Consider the following 21,788-nt stretch of genomic DNA (forward strand, 5'->3'; position numbering starts at 1 on the left):
TGGGCGGACGATGTCCGCCCAGCCGAGCTTCGAGAGGATCGCTTTCTTCGGCACGCCGGAGTTCGCGGTGCCGTCGCTCGCCGCTCTGGACTCGGCCGGCCGGCGTCCGATCGTCGTCGTCAGCCAGCCTGCGCGGCGCGCGGGCCGGGGAAACCGGCTGGTCGAACCGCCCGTTGCCCGTTGGGCGCAGGCGCACGGCGTCGACCTGCTGCAGCCGACGGCGGTGCGGAGTGACGAGTTTCTCGGTCGGCTCGGCGCCATGGAACTCGACCTTGCGGTGGTCGCCGCCTACGGAAAGATCTTCCCCCGCGGCCTGCTCGAGCTGCCGTCCTGGGGCTGCCTGAACGTCCACGCATCCCTGCTGCCGTCCTGGCGCGGCGCCTCGCCGATCCAGGCCGCGATCGCCGCCGGCGAAACAGTCACGGGAGTGACCACGATGTTCATGGAGGAAGGCCTCGACACGGGGCCGATTCTGCTGCGCGAAGAGGTGACGATCGGTCCGCTCGAGACAGCCGGCGAGTTGGCGCCACGGCTCGCAGCGACCGGCGGCCGGCTTCTCGTCCATACCCTGGACGGCCTGGAAGCCGGCGATGTCGAACCCCGGCCGCAGTGCGAGGCGGCGGCGAGCTACGCGCCGATGCTCCGGCCGGAGGACGGCGTCGTGGATTGGGACCGGGAAGCCGGCGAGATCGTCTGCCGGGTGCGTGCCTATGAGCCGTGGCCGGGATCCCGCACGTCGCTGCGGGGCGAGGCGATACGGATCGCTGCGGCGCGGCCCGTCGCCTCGTTTGCGGGTCCGGACCGGGGCAACGGTCGGGATCGGCCGGGCGCGTTCCTGGGTTGTCGAGAGGTAGAGGGCATCGGCCGGGCGGCGGTCGTGCGTTGCGGCGGTTCGTCGGCCCTGGCGCTTGATCGCGTGCAGCGGCCAGGCCGCCGTCCGGTCAGTGGCGTCGACCTGGCGAACGGCCTGCGTTTGACGGTCGGCGAACGCTTCGGGGCGCGGGCGTGACCCGTCGACGACCGATTCGGAACCTGGGTGCCGGTCCGAACTGGCGCCGCCGCCGGCCCGAGGCGCCCCTCACTGCCCACGCCAAGGTGAGGGAGTCGGCCGCCTTCGTTCTCGAGCGGACGCTCGAGTCCAGGGCGCCCGCTTCGACCTTCCTCGACGGTGCGCTCGAGCGCTGCGATCCGCGGGACCACGGTCTGTTGCGGGAACTCGTGCTGGGAACGCTGCGCTGGCTGCGCTTCATCGACCATGTGCTCGTGTCCGCCTCGGGAAGGCCGCTTTCCCGGATCCAGCGTGCTCTGCTGGCTCCGCTGAGGATCGCCGTTTACCAGCTCTTCTTCCTGGATCGCGTCCCCGCCCACGCGGCGGTCAACGAGGCGGTGGAGCAGGCGACGGGCCGCACCCATGCGGGCGGCGCCAGCTTCGTCAACGGCGTGCTGCGGCGGATCGCCCGTTCGGCGCACCGTGACGCCTGGCCGGTCGAAGCGGACGATCCGGCCGTCCGGCTCGGCATCCTGCACTCTCACCCGGATCTGCTGGTCGAGCGCTGGCTTCGCACGTATGGCGAGACCCGGACCATCGCCATCCTGACCGCGAACAACCGCCCGAAGCCGCTGCATCTGCTCGCGTTCCGCGATAGAGGCGGCCGCGCCTTGCTGGCGGAGCAGTTGATCGACGACGACGTGGGCGTCGAGCCATCGGTGCTGGCGCCGCACTGCCTCACGGTCCAGTGGGGCAACCCGCTGTTTTCGGAGGCCTACCGGCGTGGCGCCTTCTACGTGCAGGACGAGGCGAGTCAGTTGGCGGCGCTCGTGCCTCCGCCGGCGCCCCGGGAACGGGTGCTCGACATCGCCGCGGCGCCGGGCGGCAAGACGTTCGCGTTGCTGGCGGAGCAGCCGGATGCTCGGTGCGTGGCGAGCGACGTGTCGCTCAGGCGCCTGCAAACGATGCGCCTCAACGCCGCGCGCCTGGACCTGACGCCTTTGCTCTGCGCCGCGGACGGTGCCGCCCTTCCGTTTCGTGACCGCTTCGATCGCGTCGTCGTCGACCTGCCCTGCACCGGTACGGGCACCCTGCGCAAGCACCCCGAACTCAAGTGGCGGATCAGCAGGGCCGAGATCGAGCGCCTCGCGGAGCAGGCCCGCTCGCTGGTCGGCGGCGCGGCCGCTTGCGTGCGGCCGGGCGGTTTGCTGGTCGTTCTCACCTGTTCGATCGAACCCGAGGAGAACGAGGACGTTGTGGCGGCCTTCCTGGGGTCACGGTCCGACTTCAGTCGGCGGGATCTGAGCGCCGACCTGCGCAGGCCCGCCGCCGATCACGTCGAGGCGCCCGGTCTGTGGCGGATGCTCCCGGCCGAAGGTCACGACGGCTTCACGGTCCAGGCCCTCCGACGCACGGCCGGCTGATGGAGCCTCCGGGCGGGCGCCGACACTCGCCGACGTCGCCCGCCGGGTCAGGGACGACCGGGAATATATGTAGACATTGACATTTCCGGCAGTTCTGCCGTAGATTGTCAGGGCTTCGTGAGGTTCACGAGCAAAACAGCCGAGCATACCCGAAGATGAAATGGAGCACCAGAAGCCAGGCGGCGGAGATGCCTGCCGGGAACGCTGCGTCCACCTGGCTTCCGGTCCACCAGTAGCAACTCCGGAGTGGCTCAGGTAGCCCGTGATCCCAGGCGAGTTCCATGGGGGCTCGCCACCCGTAATCGAAACTTGGAGGAGTACGTTCCATGGCCGGAAAGGCAGACATCGTAGACGCCGTCGCCGAGGGCGCGGGTCTCAGCAAGAAGCAGGCGGCGGATGCCGTCCAGTCCCTGATTGACAGCATCTCGAGCCATCTGCAGAAGGGCGATCGCGTGCAGATTCCGGGCCTCGGGAGTTTCTCCGTGTCCCACCGCGCCGCTCGCGCCGGGCGCAACCCGAAGACGGGCGAGTCGCTCATGATCGCGGCCAGCAACGGCGTTCGGTTCAAGGTCAGCCGTCCGCTGAAGGACGCGCTCAACTAAGCACTCATGTTCGGCTGGGCGGTCGACTGGCCGCATCAGCCGAACAAGAGTGCGTGACCCCGTGCGACCGCGGTCGCACGGGCACTAAGCGCCCAGCGGCTCTGGCCGCCTCTACCTCCCGGCGCTAGCGCACCAGGGGGTAGAGGCCCGCCAGCCGTGCCGGTTTGACGCCGGCGGCGAACAGCGACCAGATCAGCCAGTTCGTCACCACGGTCCGAACGACGCCTCGCTCGGCGAAGCGTCGGGATGAAGTGGTCGCGCGTTGCTCCACGACCGAGATCGGTCCCTGTCGGCGGAGGCGGCCGATGAAGTCGAGATCCTCGAGGATCGGCAGGTCGGAGAAACCGCCGCAGGCGAGGTACGCGGCTGTCGTAGCGAACTGAGCCTGGTCGCCGAGCGGGGTACGCAGCCAGCGGGTTCGGATGTCGATCAGGACCCGGCCCCGCCGTAGCAGCGGCGGTGCCGCTTCGAAGTCGATCAGGAAGCCCCCGCCTGCCGCGCCGGAGTCCACCGCGCGTTCTATCCCGGCTCGCGCGGTCGGCGGCAGCCGCGTGTCGGCGTGGAGGAACAGCAGCACGTCGGCTCCGGCCCGGATTGCCCGGCTGGCGCCGGTTCGCAGTTGGAGTCCGCGCCCGGCGCGCGGCACGGTCTCGACCCGGGCGCCCGCGGCGGAGGCCAGTTCCGCGGTGCGATCCCGGCTGCCGCCGTCGACCACGATGAGATCGTCGCAGTGGGCCCGCGCCGCGGCGATGGCGGTCCGGACCCGCGCCGCTTCTTCGAGCACCGGCATGACGATCGCGAGGCGCATTCCGGGCTGTTAGGTTAGCGAGTTGCGATGAGTGCCGAGACTTTCAGCCACCTCGACCGCGGAGGGCGGGCTGCCATGGTCGACGTCTCCGCCAAGGAAGTGACGCGGCGTGTGGCCGAGGCGTCCTGCCGTGTACTGCTGTCGGCACAGACGGTCGAGCGGCTGGAGAATCTGCCCAAGGGCGACGCCGTGACCGTGGCCCGGATCGCTGGCGTTCAGGCCGCGAAGGGCACGGCGACCTGGATTCCCCTGGCCCATCCTCTGGCGCTCGATCAGGTCGAGGTGGAGATCGAACCCGCGGAGGGCGGCGTCACGATCCGTAGCCGGGTCGTTGCGACGGCTCGCACGGGCGCCGAGATGGAGGCTCTTACGGCGTGCGCCGCGGCGGCTCTCGCCCTCTACGACATGGTCAAGTCGGTCGAACGCGGCGCGGTCATCACGGATCTTCTTCTCGAAGCGAAGAGCGGGGGCCTGCGCGGCGACTACCGTCGCGGGTCTGGCTCCTAGCCTCCGGCGATCATGCCGATCCTGTCCGGCCTCGACCGCCTGCTCGACGACGCCGGCCGCATCAAGGGCCGGCGCTACGCGCTTCTGTGCCACCAGGCCTCGCTGAGTCTGCGCGGCGTCCACGCTCATGTCGCGCTGGACGCGGTGCAGCCGGCGGTCACGCTCCTGGGACCCGAGCACGGCTTCTACGGTGTCGAACAGGACATGGTCGCGTCCGCGGACGAACGCGATCCGTGGACCGGCCGTCCCGTGGTCTCGCTGTACGGCGGTGAGGCCGGCAGCCTCCAGCCGCGGCCGGGCGTCTTCGAAGGCTGCGACCTGGTCGTGATCGACCTTCAGGACGTGGGCGCGCGCTACTACACGTTCGCGGCCACCGCGGTGTGGGCGGCTGAGGCGGCGCTCCTGGCCGGCTGCGAGGTGTGGATCCTCGATCGCCCCAATCCGCTCGGCGGCCTGGAAGTGGAGGGCAACCTCCTGGATCTCGACTTCACCTCCTTTGTCGGCGCCTTCCGGATGCCGCAACGGCACGGTCTCACGCTGGCGGAGCTCCTCCTGCTGGAGGGCCGCCGGCGAGGTTGGAACAGCGGCTCGCTGACGGTGTTCAAGGTCGAGGGCTGGCGCCGGCGGCAGGCGTGGCGGGACGTCGGCTGGCCCTGGACAGCACCTTCGCCCAACATGCCGACGCCGGAGACGGCGCATCTCTACCCGGGCCTGTGCCTGTTCGAGGCGACCACGATCTCGGAGGGGCGGGGAACCACGAGGCCGTTCCAGCTCCTGGGCGTCCCCGGCGCCGCCGCACCCGCGCTCGCCGGCCGATGCGGGGAGCGCCTGGCGGCCGCCGGGCTCGCCGGGGTCTCCGTGGTGCCGGCGATGTTCAGACCTCAGTTCCAGAAGCACGCCGGCTCCGTCTGCGCCGGAGTCGAGCTGCGGCTCGAGGACGCGGGCCTGCTGCGGCCGGTGCGGCTGGGCTTCGAGTTGCTGCTGGCCTTTCGCGACGTTCTCGGGACCGACTTCGGTTGGCGGCGCGAGCCCTACGAGTTCGTCGCCGACACGCCGGCGGTCGATCTCCTGGCGGGCACGGATCGCTTCCGGACCGGTCTCGACGACGGAGATGAGATCGAAGGTTGGTATGCCTCCTGGGAGGAGGATCAACGAGAGTTCCGGGCCGAGTGCGATTCGGTCTTGCTGTACTCCTGAAGCGCTGCAACAATCCGCTTCCGATGCAGCGGGTTCTGATTGCCGATTCGCTGGCGCCGGCGGGCGTCGAAGTTCTGCGCGAGAGCGCCGACGTCGACGAGCTGCGGGACGCGGACAGGCCGCGCCTGGCCGACTTGATCGCGGACTACGACGCCGTCATCGTGCGTAGCGGAACGCAGATCACGCGCGAGGTGCTGGAGGGCGGCGATCGACTCAAGGTCGTGGGCCGCGCCGGGGTCGGCGTCGACAACATCGACATCGCCGCCGCGACGCAGCGTGGCGTGCTGGTCATCAACGCGCCGACGGCGAACTCGCTCTCGGCTACCGAGCACACCTTCGCCCTGCTGCTGGCGCTGGCGCGACGGATTCCCTCCGCCGACGCGTCGCTGAAGGCGGAGCGCTGGGAGCGCAAGAACCACGTTGGCAGCGAGTTGCAGGGCAAGACGCTGGGCGTGATCGGCTTCGGTCAGATCGGCCAGCGGGTGGCGACCCGTGCCCGGGCCTTCGAGATGGAAACGCTCGCCTACGACCCCTTTCTGCAGGCGGAGGTCGCGCGCCGTCTCGATGTCGAGCCGGCGGCACTGGACGACCTGCTGGCACGGTCCGATTTCATCACCTTCCACACCCCGCTCACCGACCAGACCAGGAACATGCTCGACGAGTCGCGGATTGCCCTGATGAAGGACGGCGCGGCGGTCATCAATGTGGGCCGCGGCGGTGTGGTCGACGCCGAGGCCCTGCTCGCCGCGCTCGAGTCCGGCAAGCTCTCGGGGGCGGGCCTGGACGTCTTCCCGGAGGAGCCGCCGACGGACTACCGGCTCGCCGCTCACCCGAAGGTGGTGGCCACGCCGCACATCGGCGCCCAGACCACCGAGGCGCAGGAGCGCATCGCCACGGAGACCGCCCGCATGGTGCTTGCCGCGCTCGGCGGCTCGCTCGCGGTGTCGGCGGTGAACCTGCCGTTCCGTTCCTCGGGTTCTCGAGGAGAACCCTTCCTTCGGTTGGGCGAACAACTCGGCCGGCTGTCCGCGCTCGCCCTCGGCGGCAGCCTGCGGCGGGTTCAGGTCGATCTCTGGGGCATCGACAGCGAACTGCGGAAGTCGGTTGCCGTCGCGGCGCTCAAGGGCGCCCTGATCCCGTCCTGCGGCGAGGGAGTGAACTACGTCAACGCCGAGCGGATGGCCGCCGACCGCCGGGTCGAACTCGTGCAGGCCACCCACAGCGACCGGGCCGCCTACGCTCACCTGGTGCGGGTGCGGGCAGTCGGCGCTGAACCCGCAGCCGGAGCGTGGACGGCCGACGGCGTGGCCGAGGTGTCCGGCACGACCTATCGCCACGGAGAGATCCACGGCGACCTGCGGGTCGTCTCCTTCGGCGGGTTCAGGATGGAGTTCAAGCCGCGGGGCCTGCTGCTCGTCGTCCGCAACCGGGACGTACCCGGCTTCGTCGGTCGCCTTGGCACGCTTCTCGGCGACGACGGGATCAACATCGCCGACATCCACCTGGCCCGCGAGCCCGGGGGGCACGCCCTGGCCGTTCTGCGGCTCGATCAGCCGCCGGACGACGACTGCCTGACGGCGCTCCTGGCCCTGGACGAGTCGATCTCGGTCGACCTCTTCGACCTCTCCTGACGAGGCCGGCCCGGTCCCATCAGCCCACGAAACCGTCAGCCCATGAGAAACGCCGCAATGCCGGCGTCCCTCAGGCGTTGGAGCACGTCGTCGGCCGCTTGCCTGCGTTTGCGCTCGATCTGGACGCGGTGCACTCCTCGCCCTCTCGTAACCTTTACGTTGTCGAGGTCCAGTTCGCGGCGGAGGCGCTGGGCCAGCGCCACGGCGCTGCTGCGCTCCCGGAAGGCGCCGGCCTGAATGGTGAAGCCGCTGCCGCGGTTCCGGTCCGCCCTGGCTTCGCGCCCGCCGCGAGCCGGGTAGGAGATCGGCAGTCGCCGCTTCTTCGGCGGGAGCCGCACGACCTTGATACGGACGTTCGCCAGTCCCTGGCCGAACATGTCGAGCCGTCTGGCGGCGCCCACGGAGAGATCGATGATCCGGCCCTTGATGAAGGGGCCGCGGTCGTTGATCGGTACCCTGAGCTTCTTGCCGTTGTCGCGGTTCTTCACCTGGACCACCGTGCCGAGCGGCAACTGCTTGTGGGCGGCCGAGATGCGGTTCATGTCGTAGATCTCGCCGCTGGCCGTCGCCCGGCCGTGAAACTTGGCGCCGTACCACGACGCCAGTCCTTTCTGTGTGGTTCCGCGGTTCGGCGACTCGAGGCGGGTGGTCGTGGCGCAGCCGGCCAGCAGACCGACGGCGAGGACGGCGGCAAGCGCTGCCGGAAGCGGACGCGGCCCGTACATCGGGCGGCTACACCCTCGGCGCCTCGACCGCCGCGGCCCGGTGCTGCGCCAACGCCGGTTCGACGGCCTCGGTCAGAAAGTCGTCCACCTGCTGCGCGGAGCGGCCGGTAAAGGAATCCGCGTCGACCAGTGACTCGAGTTCGTCCTGTCCGAGCGCGAAGGCCGGGTCGCCCGCGATCAGGTCGATCAGCGGGTTCGGCTCGCCCGCGGAAACCCGCGCATAGGCCTCGAGACTGTGCCGGCGGATGCGCTCGTGAAGTTCCTGGCGGTCGCCGCCGCGCAGCGACGCCTCCATCAGGAAGGTCTCGGTGGCCATGAAGGGGAGCTCCCGCCTCACCCGAGCTGCGGTTGCCGCCTCGTTGACCCGCAGCCCCTGCGCGATGTTCGCGGCCAGGAGCAGCACGGCATCGACGGTCAGGAAGCAGTCGGTCAGCACCAGGCGGCGGTTCGCCGAGTCGTCGAGGCTGCGCTCCAGCCACTGGGTACCGGCGTTCAGCGCCCCGTGCAGCGAGTCGCTCATGACCCGCCGCGACAGCGAGCACATGCGTTCCGCCCGCACCGGGTTGCGCTTGTACGCCATCGCCGAGGAACCGACCTGGTTCTCGTCGAAGGGCTCGGACAGCTCGCCGACGCCCTGCAGCAACCGCAGGTCGCTGCCGAACTTGTGGCAGCTCTCCGCGGTGCCGGACAGCGTGTGCAGCACCTGGCTGTCCTGCTTGCGCGGGTAGGTCTGGCCGGTGATCCGCCAGCTCGCCTCGAAGCCCAGCGCCGAGGCCACCCGGGCGTCGAGTTCGCGGACCTTGCCGTGGTCGCCGGCGAACAGGGTCAGGAACGAGGCCTGCGTGCCCGTCGTGCCCTTGGCGCCCCGGCAGCGCAGCCGGTCGCGGCGGTCCGCCACTTCCTCGAGGTCGGTCAGGAAGTCCTGGAGCCAGAGGCAGGCGCGCTTGCCCAGTGTCGTCAACTGGGCCGACTGGAAGTGGGTGTAGGCGAGCGCAGTCGTGCCGCGCTCCCGCCGGGCGAAGCCGGCCAGTTCGGCGACCGTGGCGGCCAGCCTGCCCGCGACCAGGTCGAGCGCTTCGCGAACGATCAGCACGTCCGTGTTGTCCGTGATGAACGCCGACGTCGCGCCCAGGTGCAGAATGCTGCCGGCGTCGCCGCTGACCTCGGCGAAGTGCCGGAGATGGGCCACCACGTCGTGGCGCGTTTCCCGCTCGAGTCTTGCGACCCGTTCAAGGTCCAGGTCGTCCGCGTGCTGGCGCAGCGAGTCGAGTTGCCCTTCGCTGATCGGCAGCCCTAGGGCCGCCTGGTTCTCGGCCAGGCAGATCCAGAGCCGTCGCCAGGTCCGGAACCTGTGTCGGGCCGAAAACAGCCGCGCCATCTCGGCGCTCGCGTAGCGCTCGTGAAGAGGGTTCTGCGGCGCTTCCCGGGCTTCGGCCATGTGCGCAGTCTACCAGCGCAAGTCGTTGCCGAACTTACGCTTAGCGCAGCGCGCCGGCCGCGCTTCCCGGTCGTTCGCCGAGTGCCCTAGGCGTGATCGAGAAAGCGGAGCATGACGGCCTTCTGGGTATGCATCCGGTTCTCGGCCTGGTCGAAGACTCGGCTCTGGGGACCGTCGACGACCGAGGCGGTGACTTCTTCTCCACGATGGCAGGGCAGGCAGTGGAGGTAGATCGCGTCGCCTTTCGCTCTCGCCATCAGGTCGTCGTCGACGGTGTAGCCCTCGAAGGCGGCGAGACGTTGCTTGCGTTCCTTCTCCTGGCCCATCGAGGTCCAGACGTCGCTGTAGACGGCGTCCGCGCCGGCGGCGGCCGCCTGCGGGTCGCTTCCGGTCTCGATTCCGGCACCCGTGCCGGCGGCGAGGCTGCGTGCGAGTTCGAGGTAACGGTCGGCCACTTTGTAGCCCGGCGGTGAGGCGAGCGAGAAGTCGACCCCCGCGCGGGCGCAGGCGATCATCAGCGAATGGGCGACGTTGTTGCCGTCGCCGATGTAGGCGATCCGGCGGCCGCGCAGTTCGCCGAACTCCTGGTGGACGGTCATCAGGTCGGCGAGTGCCTGGCAGGGGTGCAGTTCATCGGTCAGCCCGTTGATCACGGGCACGGTTGCGTGTCTGGCCATCTCGACGACGGTGCGGTGCTCGAAGGTGCGCAGCATGAGGAGGTCCACGTAGCGTGACAGGACGCGGGCGGTGTCGGCGATCGTCTCCCCGCGGCCGATCTGCAGGTCGCGGGTTGTGAGGAAGATCGCCTGACCACCGAGTTGCCCCATGCCGACCTCGAAGCTGACCCGGGTGCGCGTGGACGACTTCTCGAAGTAGAGGCCGATCGACTTGCCGTGGAGCGTGCTTCCGTGCGCCTCGGGTCTGGCCTGGAGTTCCAGGGCGAGTTCCAGGATCGACTCGATCTGGCCTTCCTTGAGGTCGGCGATCGAGATCAGGTGTTCAGGCATGTGAGACATCCCTCCGTTGTGCCGGGGCGTGTGGGGCGGGCTACACTGCGCGTCCCTTGACTCTCGCGTTGACTCTCGCGATGACTCCGCGATGCGAATAATACACCACTCTGTCGCACGATTATCCATCACTCGTCCAGACCCCGGCGCGTGAGCGGCGGGGATGCCAGCCAGCAACCCTGGGTGCTGGTGACCGGCAACGCGAACAAGCGACGCGAGGCGGAGCGGATCGTCGGCCACCGGCTGGAGACGGCGGCGATCGACCTGCCCGAGATTCAATCGGGAGATCTGATCGAGGTGCTGCGGTTCAAGGCCGAGGAGGCCTGGAAGCGGATCGGGAGGCCGGTCGTGGTCGAGGAGACGGGGCTGGAGCTCTCCTGCATGAACGGCTTCCCGGGACCCCTGGTCAAGTGGATGCTCGAGGCGGTAGGTGACGAGGGCATCGCCAGGGTGGCGATCCGGGCCGGGGATCCGCACGTCGTCGCGCGCTGCGCGATCATGTTGCGTGACGGTGGCGGCCAGATGATCGCCCAGGGAGAAACCGCGGGCAGGCTGGTGCTGCCTCCGCGTGGCGAGCATGGTTTCGGCTGGGATCCGGTCTTCGAGCCGGATGGTCTGGAAGAGACCTACGCTGAACTGGGCGACGACGTGAAGGACCGGCTCGGGCACCGAGGCCGCGCCTGGCGCCGGTTCCTGCGGGGGCTTCAACCGGCAGCCTGAGCGCCGGTCCGCTTGCGGAGAGCGGCCAGCACTCTCCGGACCTGGACGCGAAGCTCCGCGAGGCTCCCCGTGTTCTCGATCACGAAGTCCGCGGCCGCGCGGCGGTCCTCTGACCGGGCCTGCGCCTCCATCCGTGCCGCTGCCTGGTCGCGGTCGAGGCCGCGTTCGACGGCGCGGTCGAGGCGAAGGTCAGCCGGGGCCTCGACGGTGATCACGGCGTCGTACCGTCCGCGACCGCCGGTCTCGGCCAGCAGCGGCACTTCGAAGACGACGACGGCACCTTCGCCGGCCGACTCGAGGATCTCCACGTAGCGCTGGCCCACGAGGGGATGGATGGCCTGTTCCAGGCGCCTGCGGCTGGCGGGATCGGCGAAGACCGCGGGTCCGAGCGCTTCCTTGTCGACCGATCCGTCCGCTTTCAGCATCTCCGGGCCGAACAGATCCGCGACCGCCCAGGCACCGGGCTGACCCGGGCGGTACAGGTCGGCGACCAGGGCGTCCGCGTCCGTGACGACGCAGCCCAACTCGGCCAGCATCGCGCCGACGGTCGACTTGCCGCCGGCGATGCCACCGGTGAGACCCACTTGTAGAGGCGCCATGAGGTGAACGAGGATACGCGGAAGCGTCCGTTGACGGACCGGCGTTCGTCTTGACAAGGCCCGTCCCGGACTCTACGATCCCCGTTCCTCTGCGCGGGGAGGTTGCGGTAGGAGTATGTCCGCTCCTGCTGTCAGCCCGTGCGCAACGGAGCGGCGGCATCCGGAAAGCAAGGACCGGCCGGCGAGGGTACGAACGAATGACAGCAATCACCAAGGCGAGGACGCCCAACCGCACCTACAGCCCCAAGGCGGGGGAGGTGGAGCGCCGTTGGTACGTGGTCGACGCGGCGGGCGTTCCTTTGGGCCGTCTGGCGACGCGTCTGGCGCGCGTCCTCACCGGCAAGGACAAGCCGACTTACGCCCGCCATGTCGACGTAGGCGACTTCGCCGTGGTCGTGAACGCCGAGAAGGCGGTCCTGACGGGCGGCAAGGACGACAAGAAGATCTACTACCGGCACAGCGGGCAGCCGGGAAAGCTCAAGGCGGAGACGGCCGGACGCCTGCGTGGCCGCCGGCCGACCCGGTTGGTCGAGTTGGCGGTCAGGGGCATGCTTCCCAAGAACCGTCTCGGCCGTCGCCAGTTGCGGAAACTCAAGGTCTACGCCGGCGCCGAGCATCCGCATCAGGCGCAGCAGCCGGAAACGATGACGATCACTGCAGAAGGGAGCGCGAGTTGACGGAGACGAGCTACGGAACAGGCCGTCGAAAGACGGCCACCGCGCGGGTGTTCCTGCGCGAAGGCACCGGCGAGATGACCGTCAACGGCGTGGGGATGGACGACTACTTCGGCAGCGAGGTGCTGAAGATGATCATCCGCCAGCCGCTGCAGGTCGTTGAGAAGGAAGGCCAGCTCGACATGTCGGCCACCGTCCGCGGAGGCGGAAGCTCCGGTCAGGCCGGCGCGATCCGTCACGGTCTGTCGCGGGCGCTGGTGGAGTTTGAACCGACGTTCCGCGAATCGCTCAAGACGGCCGGGTTCATGACCCGCGACCCGCGGCGCAAGGAACGCAAGAAGTACGGCCAGAAGGGTGCGCGTGCGCGCTTCCAGTTCAGCAAGCGATAGCGGGGGCAGGGTCTTGGCTCAGGTCACGATGAAGGAGATGCTGGAGGCCGGAGTGCACTTCGGCCACCAGACGAGACGCTGGAACCCGAAGATGCGGAGCTACATCTTCGGCCGCCGAAACGGCATCTACATCATCGATCTCCAGCAGACTCTGGAGCGCTTCCGCCAGGCGGCGGACTACGTCGAGCACATGGCGCGAATGGGACGGCGTCTGCTCTTCGTGGGCACCAAGCGCCAGGCGCAACAGGCGATCGAGGAAGAGGCGCGGCGCTGCGGCCAGTTCTACGTCACGCATCGCTGGCTCGGCGGAACCCTGACCAACTTCGTGACCATCCGCGCTTCCGTGGAGCGTCTCCAGGATACGGAGAAGAAGCTCGCCGACGAGGACAGCCTGCTGACCAAGAAGGAGCTTCTCCGGCTTGAGCGCGAGCGGGACAAGATGGTCCGGAACCTCGAGGGGATCCGCGACATGGAGCGGTTGCCGGATGCGCTGTTCGTCGTCGATCCACGACGCGAGCACATCGCGATCGCGGAGGCGAACAAGCTGAACATTCCGGTCGTGGCCATCGTGGACACGAACTGCGACCCGGAACTGGTGGATCACGTGATTCCGGGGAACGACGACGCGATCCGGACGATTCGGTTGTTTGCCGGCCGCATTGCCGACTCCTACATCGAGGGCGCCGCTGCCTGGGGCAAGGACAGTAACGGCGACGGAGTCGAAGCGGATGCCGCCGGCGGCGCCGAGGTGGCATCCGAAGCGGGGGCCGTCGGCGGGGAGAAGGCTGAACCCGTCGCGGCGGCGGAGGCCGAGCCGGCGTCTGAACCGGAAGCCGAGTCCGAGGTGGTGGCCGAGGCCGCCGGCGAGGCGGAGGCCGAACCCGTGACGGAGGCCGAACCCGAGGCCGAGAGCGGTGAACCGGCGGCTGAAGACGAGAGCGCCGGCAGCGACGCCGAGGTCAACTGACCGCGGCGAGTCTGGCCGCGCACTCTGCAGGTGCGGCGTCGGAGAACAGATGAAGTTCTAGTCCGAGGCGATCTCCGCCTCGTAGGGAGCAGGAACAATGAGTGCGACAGTGACGGCCGGCATGGTCAAGGAGCTCCGGGAGCGGACCGGCGCCGGCATGATGGATTGCAAGAAGGCGCTGGTGGAGACCGGCGGCGATCTGGAGGCGGCGATCGACGCCCTGCGCAAGAAGGGGCTGGCGTCGGCGGCCAAGAAGGCGGGCCGGGCAACCAGCGACGGCCTGGTGATCTCCTACATTCACGCCGGCGGCAAGATCGGCGTGCTGCTGGAGATCAACTGCGAGACGGACTTCGTCGCGCGGACGGACGACTTCCAGCAGTTGGCCCACGACCTCTCGCTCCACGTGGCTGCGAGCCAGCCGCGGTTCATCGGCCGGGACGAGGTGACGGACGATGTACTCGAGCGGGAGAAGAGGATTCACCGGGAACAGGCTCTCGAGTCCGGAAAGCCCGAGCAGATCGTGGAACGCATCGTCGAGGGGCGGATGTCAAAGTTCTTTGCCGAGAACTGCCTGCTTGAGCAACCCTTCGTCAAAGACACTGGACGGACGGTCGAGGAGGTGCTGAAGGAGGCGATCGCCAAGCTGGGCGAGAACATGCGTATCTGCCGGTTCGCCAGGTTCCAGCTCGGCGGCGACTCGACCGTGGCGATCGCCCCTCCGCCAGCCGATCCGTCCTAGCGCGGCGATGACCGAGCCGGCCTACCGCCGCATCCTCCTCAAGCTGTCGGGCGAAGCCCTCATGGGCGACAAGCCCTTCGGTATGGACGAAGCCGTGGTGCGTCGGATCGCCGGGCAGATCCGGGACGTGTTCGAGCTTGGCGTCGAGATCGGCATCGTCGTCGGCGGCGGCAACGTGATCCGCGGCCTGGCGGCGAGCCATCGCGGCGTCGAGAGGGCGACCGGCGACTACATGGGCATGCTGGCGACGGTGATCAACAGCCTGGCGATGCAGGATGCACTGGAGAAGATCGGCGTCGCGACACGGGTACAGACGGCGCTCGAGATGCGCAGCGTCGCGGAGCCGTTCATTCGCCGCCGCGCGATCCGTCACCTGGAGAAGGGACGGGTGGTCATCTTCGGCGCCGGCACCGGTAATCCGTATCTGACGACCGACACGGCGGCGGCGCTGCGCGCGAACGAGATCCAGGCCGAGATCCTGCTCAAGGCGACCCAGGTCGACGGCGTCTACAGTGCCGATCCCCGTCGTGATGCCGGAGCGGAGCGCCTGCCGGAGGTGACGTACCAGGAGGTCCTGGAACGCAACCTCGGCATCATGGACGCCGCTGCGATCAGTCTTTGCCGGGAGAACGACCTGCCGATCGCCGTGTTCGACCTGGGGGTTCCCGGCAACATTCGCCGGGTGGTTCTCGGCGAGAAGGTCGGTTCGCTCGTCACCTGACGTCGGCCGGGTGCTGACCCGCCGCCGCAGGCGGCCAGGTGTACGCGCCGCGAAGCGGCGACCTTTGTGGCTACAATCCCGTCCGGGAGGCTGAGCGGATGCAGGAGCTGTTCTTGGAGATGGAGCTCAAGATGAAGGATGGCGTCGACCATCTTCACGCCGAGCTCAAGACGCTGCGTACCGGCCGCGCCTCCACGGCGATGCTCGATGGCGTGACGGTGGAGTACTACGGTACGCCGACGCCGCTGAACCAGCTCGCCAGCCTGTCGGTTGCCGACGCCACGCTGCTGGTCGCCCAGCCGTTCGACCCCACCCAGATCGCGGCGATCGAGCGCGCGATCCTGATCGCCGACCTGGGGCTGAACCCGTCGAACGACGGCAGGATCGTCCGTATCCCCGTGCCCCCGCTCACGGAGGAGCGGCGCCGCGAGATGGTGAAGCGCGCCCACGAGATCGCCGAACGCTTCCGCAACACAGTTCGCGGCGTCCGGCGCGAAGGCAATGAACGGCTGAAGCAGATGGAGAAGGCGAAGGTAATCTCCCAGGACGACGAGCACCGGGGCGAAGGCGAGATGCAGCGGCTCCACGATCACTACATCGCCCAGGTGAACCTGGCGCTCGCCAACAAGGAGAAGGACATCCTTGAGGTCTGACGAGGCTCCGCCTCGGACCGACGAGCGTGCCGAGTCGGCCGCCTCGGCTGTTCGGACCGAAGGGAAGGGGCCCAACGGCCGCGGCATCCGTGCGTCCGCCAGCGGACGCACGGACTGCGACGCATGTGGCGCGGGGACGCGCCACATGGGTGCGCGCTCTCGGAGTAACGGGTATGTCGGCGCTCGCTTCGGTCGGCCGCGCTGCGGCAGGCCGTCGGTCGCGGCCACGATCTCGGCAGACGCTTGCCTCCAGCCCGCTGGTCCCCTTCCCTTCGGTCCTGGCCGAGGCTGGACACCGTTGCACTCCGAAACTTGACCTGCTGCGCCATCGTTCCGGCCGCGGGCGGCGGCCGGCGATTCGGTGGTAACCGGCCCAAGCAGTTCGTGCCGATCCTGGGTCGACCGCTTCTCGCCTGGACAGTCGAGCGGCTGCTGGCGGCGCCCGAGGTCGAGCGTATCGTGGTTGCGACGCCGCCCGGACATACCGCGGAGACGCGGAAGATGCTGCTGCGGGAGGTTGACACTTCGCGTGAAGTGGACTTCTCCGTCGTAGAGGGCGGACGGCGCCGGCAGGACTCCGTGAGAGCCGCACTTGCGGCAGCGGAGGTCGCCCCGTCCGACTGGGTGGCGGTGCACGACGGCGCCCGCCCCTGTCTGGCCGCGACCGATCTGGCGGAAGTGCTGCGGAGGGCCGCCGGCAGCGGCTGCGTGGGTGCGGTGCTCGGTCGCCCAGTAAGCGACACCCTGAAGACGGCCGAGGGTGGCCGCCTCCACGAGACGGTCGACCGTTCCGGCCTGTTCCGGGCCGAGACGCCGCAGGTCTTCCGCGCCGTGGATCTTCGCGAGGCGCTCGACCGCGCGGAGCGGGAGAACCTGAAGGTCGGCGACGAGAGCAGTCTGTTCGAGCCGGGCTCGGTGGCGGCAGTCGCCGCCTCCCATCCGAATCCGAAACTGACCGATCCCTCGGACCTACCCGCGATCGAGGCCCTCCTCCGGTCGGAGCGCGAGGCCTCGCCGCCGCTCGAGACGGCCGTGGGGCACGGCTACGACGTCCACCGGCTGAGCGCCGGACGCCCGTTGATCGTGGGCGGGCAGCGCATACCGCACGAGACGGGCCTCGATGGCCACAGCGATGCCGACGTCGTGCTCCACGCGATCGGTGACGCCCTGCTCGGCGCCGCGGGCCTGGGCGATCTGGGAGTCCACTTCCCGCCGTCCGACGAAGCCTGGCGCGGCGCGGACAGCTCGGAGCTGTTGGGCCGGATCGTTGCGATGGTCCTGGAGCGCGGCTTCGCGGTCCGCAACTGCGACGTGACCCTCATCGCCGAGCGTCCGTCGATGACGCCGTACCGTTCGGCGATCGAAGAGCATGTCGCGGGGCTGCTTCATATCGGGCCGGAACGGATGAACTTCAAGGCGACGACTCACGAGGGGCTCGGCCCGCTGGGCAGGGGCGAGGGCATGGCGGCTCATGCGTCGGTGCTGATCGAGCGCGCGCGGGCTGGTGCGTGAGCGGACGGTCGAGCGTGCCTGAAGGTCGCGGGGAAGGTCGATGGCGGCTGGGATTCCAGCCGGTGCGGGAGATCTTGCGGAGCCAGCCGCATCGAGTCGCCGAGGTGCTCATCTCCCGCTCTGCCGGCGACCGCCGCCGGACGATCGAGGGGCTCTGCGAACGGCATCGGGTGCGGGTCCGGAGCGTAGCGCCCGCCGAACTGCGGGCGCGCCTCGTGGAGGCTGGCCAGGACCATGCGGCGGCACGTGGCTTCGCGGCCAGTCTGGTGGATGCGGACCGCGGCGGCACGTCGGCGGCCGGGATCGATCCCAACCTCGTCGTTCTGGTTGAGGACGTCCAGGATCCGCGGAACCTGGGCGCCCTCCTCCGCGTCTGCGAGGGCGCCGGGGTCGGCCGGGTGCTGATCCGCGACCGGGGTGCGGCGCCGCTGTCCCCGGCGGTCGCGAGCGCCGCCGCTGGGGCGGTCGACTGGCTGCACGTCGAACGGATCACGAACAGCGCCCGAGAGATCGAGCGCCTCAAGCAGGACGGCTTCTGGGTCTACGGGGCCGACGCGGCTGGCGAACCTCCGTGGACCGTGGACCTGAGCGGTCCGGTCGTCGTCTGCATCGGCGGCGAGGCGCGGGGGCTTCGCCGCCGCACGAGGGGTCTTTGCGACGGCCTTCTGGGCCTGCCGATGCGTGGTCGGGTCGAATCCCTCAACCTGTCGACGGCGGCTGCCGCGCTGCTTTACGAGGCGGTGCGCCAGCGTCTTGTCAGCGCGGAGGGGCTATCGTAGACTCCGGCGTCGCCGTGGCGCCAAGCGCCTCGTAAGCGAGGGCCGGCATAGCTCAGTTGGTAGAGCAACTGCCTTGTAAGCAGTAGGTCCTCGGTTCGAATCCGGGTGCCGGCTCCATGGGGAAGTTGCCGGAGGTGTGGCCGAGCGGTCAAAGGCAACAGACTGTAAATCTGTCGGGCAACGCCCTACGGTGGTTCGAATCCATCCACCTCCACCACTTCCTCCCCTCGCGGGGCGCGCGGGAGTAACTCAGGGGTAGAGTCACAGCCTTCCAAGCTGTTGGTCGCGGGTTCGAATCCCGTCTCCCGCTCCATACCCGCGCGGAGCGCGGGGCGTGGAGCGGGAGACGGGATTCGGCGTTCGGCGCGCGTCTCGCGCGCGAGGAAGCGCGTCTCGGCTAGCGAATCCCGTTTCCCTCTTGCTGACGCCGTAGCTCTGGGTGCGCGGGTCTTCCGACCCGCTGCCGCCGAAGGCGGCGAAGGAACGCGCCGGCCGTAGGCCGGCACAATTGCCTACTCCGCAGCCACCACCGCCGTCGCCTCCACCTCGATCAACAACGACGGGAACACCAGCCCCGTCACGCCAACCCAGGTAGCGGCCCGCGGCGGGTCGAGTTGCAGCACCTTGGCCTGGGCCCGGCCGACGGTCTGGACCTTCTCCGGGTCGATGTCCTTGATGAAGACGGTCGTCTTGACGATGTCCTCGGCGCTGGCTCCGGCCTGCTCGACGCGCTTGACGACGTTGGAGAAGGCGATCTCCGCCTGCTCGGCGAGAGTGGCCGCGGGTGCGTCCGCGCCGTCGGCCATGCCGACCTGGCCGGAGATGCGGATCGTGGTGACGCCGTTCGCGGTCGTCCTGGCGATGTGGGAGAAGCCCTGCTGCGAGCCGAGAAATTCCGTCTTCAGGTCTTGTGCCTCCGTGGTGGCGGTCGCGAGCAGGAGCACACCGAGGAAGAAGGCGAAGTGATGCGGTTGTCTCTTCATTTGAGGCTCCTGGAGTCGTGCCGGGTTTGGTCGGTTTGAAGTAGCCGTCGAGTGTGGGGGGTGCGTACGATAGCGCGCTGGTACGCTGCCGGCGGAGGTTCGGCTCATGAAACGTGATCTCTCAGTTCCCGGCCTGTTGGCGCTTTTCGCCTCGGTGATCATGTTCCTGCCTGCACCCGGACGGGGCAGCGACGCCCAATGGGTCACTTACCCGGGCGGCGACGGACCCGGAGCCGGCTACAAGGTCGTCCTGATCGCCGGCGACGAGGAGTACCGCTCCGAGGAAGCGATGCCGATGCTGGGCAAACTGCTGTCGGTGCGTCATGGGTTCGAGTGTGTGGTGCTGTTCTCGATCGACGCGGAGACCGGGGCGATCGATCCTGAGGAGCAGACGAACATTCCGGGTCTCGAAGCGCTCGGCGACGCCGACCTGATGGTGATCGCCACCCGGTTCAGGGAGCTGCCCGACGGGCAGATGAAGCACATCGTCGACTACGTCGAGTCGGGGCGACCGATCGTGGGCCTGCGGACCGCGACCCACGCCTTCTCCTACCAGCGGAACCTGGACAGTCCATACGCGCACTGGAGTTTCCGCAGCGAGTCCTGGCAGGGCGGTTTCGGCCAGCAGGTGCTGGGCGACACCTGGATCAACCATCACGGCCGTCACGGCCAGGAGAGCACGCGCGGCGTCGTCGCTCCGGGCGCGGCCAACCATCCGATCCTGCGCGGTGTCGACGACGTCTGGGGCCCCACCGACGTCTACGGGCTCAGGAACCTGGGAGATGACGCGAACGTCCTGCTGCTCGGCGCCGTTATCGCCGGCATGTCATCAGACGATCCGCCGGTCGAAGGGCCGAAGAACGACCCGATGGTTCCGATTGCCTGGACTCGTTCCTACACGGGCGCCGGCGGCAAGACGGCGCGCGTCTTCACGACGACGATGGGCGCTTCCACGGACTTCGAGAGCGAGGGACTCCGCCGCCTGCTCGTGAACGCCGTGTACTGGGGTCTCGACTTGGAGGACCGGATCCCGGAGCGGAGCGACGCCCGGGTCGTCGGTGACTACGCGCCGACGGACTTCGGCTTCGGCAGCCAGGCCGTCGGCGTCATGCCGTCGGCCCACGAGCTGCCCTAGCGCGCAGCCGATCCCAGATCGTAGAGGAACTCACGCCGCCACCACTCGGCCCCGGTGCCGGGTTCGCTGAACCGGTAGTCGTAGAGACGGAGTCGCACGTAGCGCGGAGGCTCGGTCTGCCGGCTCGCTTCGCCGAGCAGCCGCAGAACCGCGGGTTCGCCCTCGAACAGCCGCTCGACGAACGAACCCAGCCACTCGGCTCCGGCCGGGTCCAGGGCCGCGAACCACATCTGCCAGTCGAGGCGCGGCATGTGTGGAAACGCGGCGCGCGGCTGGCGCTCGAGGTCGCCGGGCTTGAACCGGAACGCGAGTTCGGTCCAGGTCGCGCCGTCGACGCTCGTCTCCACGACGATCTCCGGGCGGGACGTCGTCATCGCGCGGAAGAGGCCGTAGCCGTTGATCGAGCGGAAGGGCGCCATGGCGCGCAGCAGGGGTGCCGCCGGATCGACCAGGACCCGGTCGACGAGGTCCGCCAGTCGGACCGTTGTCGGCGGGGTGTCCGGTCCGCGCGGCAGTGAGCGGGTGAGTTCTCGGGCGGTGACCGACAGGCTGAGCAGAAGGACCGTCGCGGCGACAAGCCACCGGATAGGCGTCCCGGCAAGGCGTGCGAGAAGGTGTGGATCGGCCGTGCTCATGGCCGATGGTCTGCCCTGTCTCAACGGACTTGTAGAGGGCGGATGGTCAAGCCAGGACAGGCACAACACCGCGGTCAGCAGGTTGAAGAAGCCATAGTTGCCCGTGGCGGCGATCAGGAGCTGGAGCGCCAGGAGGAACCACACTCCGGGCTTCCGCAGCCGGCGTGAGAAGACAAGCCACGGGACGACCAGCTCCACCCCGAACATGATGAGGACCGACAGCTGGTGAAACCAGTCCGGTAGATGGTGGACGTACCAACTCGCGGCGACCGGCAGCGGCTGGGTGAAGTAGTGGACATCGAGCGCGGTCAGTCGCCACCAGGTCGGGTCGAGACTGAGCAGCTTGACCGCGCCGGACAGGAACATCAGCTTGACCACCAGCAGCCGGAAGAGCCACATCCCCGGTCGGGCCGCCGCCGGGTCCGGCGCCACCTGGAATGCGGCGCGGACGGTCGCTGCGACTGGCCGCCGTATGGCGCCGGCCGGAGCGTCGGCGGGTCCCCGGAACGGCAAGCCCAGAGGCGCCAGCACGACGGCGCACAGGGTCGCCTCCAGCAGCAGCGTGTCCCACTGGAACGCGAGAAAGGTCTGGCCGCCCCAGACCAGCGACAGGTAGCAGATCCAGAGCGCGGCGAAGACCGGCGCGGTCACCATGCCGGCGATCGCGAGCAGGGACAGTAGGACACCGGCCGCGCAGAGCGCGTGGAGTGCACCGTCGCCGGCACCGAACCAGAGCAGGGACGGGACGTTGACGAACCGTTCGAATGCCCCGGCGCCGAGCACCCGTTCGAGGTAGGCGAAGAAGTCCCGTGCCGGGAGGATGCCCCGCGATCCGATCAGGCCGTCGATCTGGACCCACAGGGAAACGAAGGCAACCAGGTGAACGCCGGCCAGGAGTCGCAGAAGCAGTCGCGGCACGACGCCTATCCTGCCTGAGGCGGTGGCATACTGCGGC

At 69.1% G+C, this 21,788-nt stretch carries 23 protein-coding genes, 3 tRNA genes and 1 pseudogene; 19 read left to right on the forward strand and 8 right to left on the reverse strand.

The window, feature by feature from the left end; genetic code table 11:
• Positions 1-10: 10 nt before the first annotated feature.
• From fmt to OXI49_15150, 3 genes are all read left to right on the forward strand, one after another.
• The gene (gene fmt / locus OXI49_15140) at positions 11-1,009 is read left to right on the forward strand and encodes a methionyl-tRNA formyltransferase (protein MDE2691845.1); all 999 of its coding nucleotides are present in this window, start codon (positions 11-13) and stop codon (positions 1,007-1,009) included.
• Positions 1,006-2,412 (forward strand): hypothetical protein, encoded by a 1,407-nt coding sequence (locus OXI49_15145; GenBank protein ID MDE2691846.1) that lies wholly within the window; start codon positions 1,006-1,008, stop codon positions 2,410-2,412. The genes fmt and OXI49_15145 overlap by 4 nt, the downstream gene beginning before the upstream one ends.
• A 326-nt stretch (positions 2,413-2,738) precedes the next feature.
• A complete protein-coding gene (locus tag OXI49_15150) occupies positions 2,739-3,014 on the forward strand; it encodes an HU family DNA-binding protein (GenBank protein ID MDE2691847.1) in 276 nt (91 codons plus the stop codon).
• A gap of 124 nt (positions 3,015-3,138) precedes the next feature.
• On the opposite strand, the gene OXI49_15155 is transcribed toward OXI49_15150, so the two are convergent.
• Positions 3,139-3,822: a TIGR04283 family arsenosugar biosynthesis glycosyltransferase gene (locus OXI49_15155; protein ID MDE2691848.1), complete on the reverse strand. Its 684-nt coding sequence runs from the start codon at positions 3,820-3,822 to the stop codon at positions 3,139-3,141.
• Between the two features lie 27 nt (positions 3,823-3,849).
• On the opposite strand from OXI49_15155, the gene moaC reads away from it, so the two are divergent.
• Genes moaC through serA form a run of 3 tightly spaced genes read left to right on the forward strand, consistent with a single transcriptional unit; the run spans position 3,850 to position 7,157 of the window.
• The gene (gene moaC, locus OXI49_15160; GenBank protein ID MDE2691849.1) at positions 3,850-4,329 is read left to right on the forward strand and encodes a cyclic pyranopterin monophosphate synthase MoaC; all 480 of its coding nucleotides are present in this window, start codon (positions 3,850-3,852) and stop codon (positions 4,327-4,329) included.
• Positions 4,330-4,341: 12 nt separating this feature from the next.
• The gene (locus tag OXI49_15165; GenBank protein ID MDE2691850.1) at positions 4,342-5,526 is read left to right on the forward strand and encodes a DUF1343 domain-containing protein; all 1,185 of its coding nucleotides are present in this window, start codon (positions 4,342-4,344) and stop codon (positions 5,524-5,526) included.
• A gap of 23 nt (positions 5,527-5,549) precedes the next feature.
• Positions 5,550-7,157 carry a phosphoglycerate dehydrogenase gene (serA, locus tag OXI49_15170; GenBank protein ID MDE2691851.1) on the forward strand — a complete coding sequence of 536 codons (1,608 nt, stop codon included), beginning with the start codon at positions 5,550-5,552 and terminating at the stop codon, positions 7,155-7,157.
• Between the two features lie 35 nt (positions 7,158-7,192).
• Here the strand turns inward: serA and OXI49_15175 are convergent, their stop codons facing one another.
• The 4 genes and pseudogenes from OXI49_15175 to argF form a co-directional block, all read right to left on the reverse strand.
• Positions 7,193-7,495: an SPOR domain-containing protein gene (locus tag OXI49_15175; protein MDE2691852.1), complete on the reverse strand. Its 303-nt coding sequence runs from the start codon at positions 7,493-7,495 to the stop codon at positions 7,193-7,195.
• A gap of 6 nt (positions 7,496-7,501) precedes the next feature.
• Positions 7,502-7,765: pseudogene (locus tag OXI49_15180) on the reverse strand (septal ring lytic transglycosylase RlpA family protein).
• A 124-nt stretch (positions 7,766-7,889) separates the two neighbouring features.
• On the reverse strand, positions 7,890-9,320 hold the full coding sequence (purB, locus tag OXI49_15185) for an adenylosuccinate lyase (GenBank protein ID MDE2691853.1): 1,431 nt from the start codon (positions 9,318-9,320) through the stop codon (positions 7,890-7,892).
• An 86-nt stretch (positions 9,321-9,406) separates the two neighbouring features.
• On the reverse strand, positions 9,407-10,327 hold the full coding sequence (argF, locus tag OXI49_15190; GenBank protein ID MDE2691854.1) for an ornithine carbamoyltransferase: 921 nt from the start codon (positions 10,325-10,327) through the stop codon (positions 9,407-9,409).
• Between the two features lie 150 nt (positions 10,328-10,477).
• On the opposite strand from argF, the gene OXI49_15195 reads away from it, so the two are divergent.
• Complete coding sequence (locus OXI49_15195) at positions 10,478-11,047, forward strand: non-canonical purine NTP pyrophosphatase (protein MDE2691855.1); 570 nt, start codon at positions 10,478-10,480, stop codon at positions 11,045-11,047.
• Here the strand turns inward: OXI49_15195 and coaE are convergent.
• Complete coding sequence (gene coaE / locus OXI49_15200) at positions 11,032-11,646, reverse strand: dephospho-CoA kinase (GenBank protein ID MDE2691856.1); 615 nt, start codon at positions 11,644-11,646, stop codon at positions 11,032-11,034. The two genes, OXI49_15195 and coaE, sit on opposite strands and share 16 nt — an antisense overlap.
• Positions 11,647-11,843: 197 nt before the next feature.
• Between coaE and rplM the strand changes: the two genes are divergently transcribed.
• From rplM to OXI49_15255, 11 genes are all read left to right on the forward strand, one after another.
• Complete coding sequence (gene rplM / locus OXI49_15205; GenBank protein ID MDE2691857.1) at positions 11,844-12,323, forward strand: 50S ribosomal protein L13; 480 nt, start codon at positions 11,844-11,846, stop codon at positions 12,321-12,323.
• A complete protein-coding gene (rpsI, locus tag OXI49_15210) occupies positions 12,320-12,709 on the forward strand; it encodes a 30S ribosomal protein S9 (GenBank protein ID MDE2691858.1) in 390 nt (129 codons plus the stop codon). The genes rplM and rpsI overlap by 4 nt, the downstream gene beginning before the upstream one ends.
• 13 nt (positions 12,710-12,722) lie before the next feature.
• Positions 12,723-13,676, forward strand: coding sequence for a 30S ribosomal protein S2 (gene rpsB / locus OXI49_15215; GenBank protein ID MDE2691859.1), 954 nt, complete (start codon positions 12,723-12,725; stop codon positions 13,674-13,676).
• 97 nt (positions 13,677-13,773) lie between these two features.
• Positions 13,774-14,415 (forward strand): translation elongation factor Ts, encoded by a 642-nt coding sequence (tsf, locus tag OXI49_15220; protein MDE2691860.1) that lies wholly within the window; start codon positions 13,774-13,776, stop codon positions 14,413-14,415.
• 7 nt (positions 14,416-14,422) lie between these two features.
• Positions 14,423-15,136 (forward strand): UMP kinase, encoded by a 714-nt coding sequence (pyrH, locus tag OXI49_15225; protein ID MDE2691861.1) that lies wholly within the window; start codon positions 14,423-14,425, stop codon positions 15,134-15,136.
• Positions 15,137-15,234: 98 nt separating this feature from the next.
• The gene (frr, locus tag OXI49_15230) at positions 15,235-15,789 is read left to right on the forward strand and encodes a ribosome recycling factor (protein ID MDE2691862.1); all 555 of its coding nucleotides are present in this window, start codon (positions 15,235-15,237) and stop codon (positions 15,787-15,789) included.
• 312 nt (positions 15,790-16,101) lie between these two features.
• A complete protein-coding gene (ispD, locus tag OXI49_15235; protein ID MDE2691863.1) occupies positions 16,102-17,301 on the forward strand; it encodes a 2-C-methyl-D-erythritol 4-phosphate cytidylyltransferase in 1,200 nt (399 codons plus the stop codon).
• A 62-nt stretch (positions 17,302-17,363) separates the two neighbouring features.
• Complete coding sequence (locus OXI49_15240) at positions 17,364-18,080, forward strand: RNA methyltransferase (protein ID MDE2691864.1); 717 nt, start codon at positions 17,364-17,366, stop codon at positions 18,078-18,080.
• 41 nt (positions 18,081-18,121) lie between these two features.
• Positions 18,122-18,197: transfer RNA gene (locus tag OXI49_15245), tRNA-Thr, on the forward strand.
• A gap of 13 nt (positions 18,198-18,210) precedes the next feature.
• Positions 18,211-18,297: transfer RNA gene (locus tag OXI49_15250), tRNA-Tyr, on the forward strand.
• 21 nt (positions 18,298-18,318) lie between these two features.
• Positions 18,319-18,393: transfer RNA gene (locus tag OXI49_15255), tRNA-Gly, on the forward strand.
• 199 nt (positions 18,394-18,592) lie between these two features.
• On the opposite strand, the gene OXI49_15260 is transcribed toward OXI49_15255, so the two are convergent.
• Positions 18,593-19,063, reverse strand: a complete 471-nt coding sequence (locus tag OXI49_15260; GenBank protein ID MDE2691865.1) for a RidA family protein — start codon at positions 19,061-19,063, stop codon at positions 18,593-18,595.
• 106 nt (positions 19,064-19,169) lie between these two features.
• On the opposite strand from OXI49_15260, the gene OXI49_15265 reads away from it, so the two are divergent.
• A complete protein-coding gene (locus tag OXI49_15265; GenBank protein MDE2691866.1) occupies positions 19,170-20,198 on the forward strand; it encodes a ThuA domain-containing protein in 1,029 nt (342 codons plus the stop codon).
• On the opposite strand, the gene OXI49_15270 is transcribed toward OXI49_15265, so the two are convergent.
• Positions 20,195-21,751 carry a lipase maturation factor family protein gene (locus tag OXI49_15270; GenBank protein ID MDE2691867.1) on the reverse strand — a complete coding sequence of 519 codons (1,557 nt, stop codon included), beginning with the start codon at positions 21,749-21,751 and terminating at the stop codon, positions 20,195-20,197. The genes OXI49_15265 and OXI49_15270 overlap by 4 nt on opposite strands.
• Positions 21,752-21,788 lie beyond the last annotated feature (37 nt).

This window comes from Acidobacteriota bacterium, assembly GCA_028875725.1.
In the GTDB taxonomy this organism is placed as follows: Bacteria; Acidobacteriota; Thermoanaerobaculia; order Multivoradales; family Multivoraceae; genus Multivorans.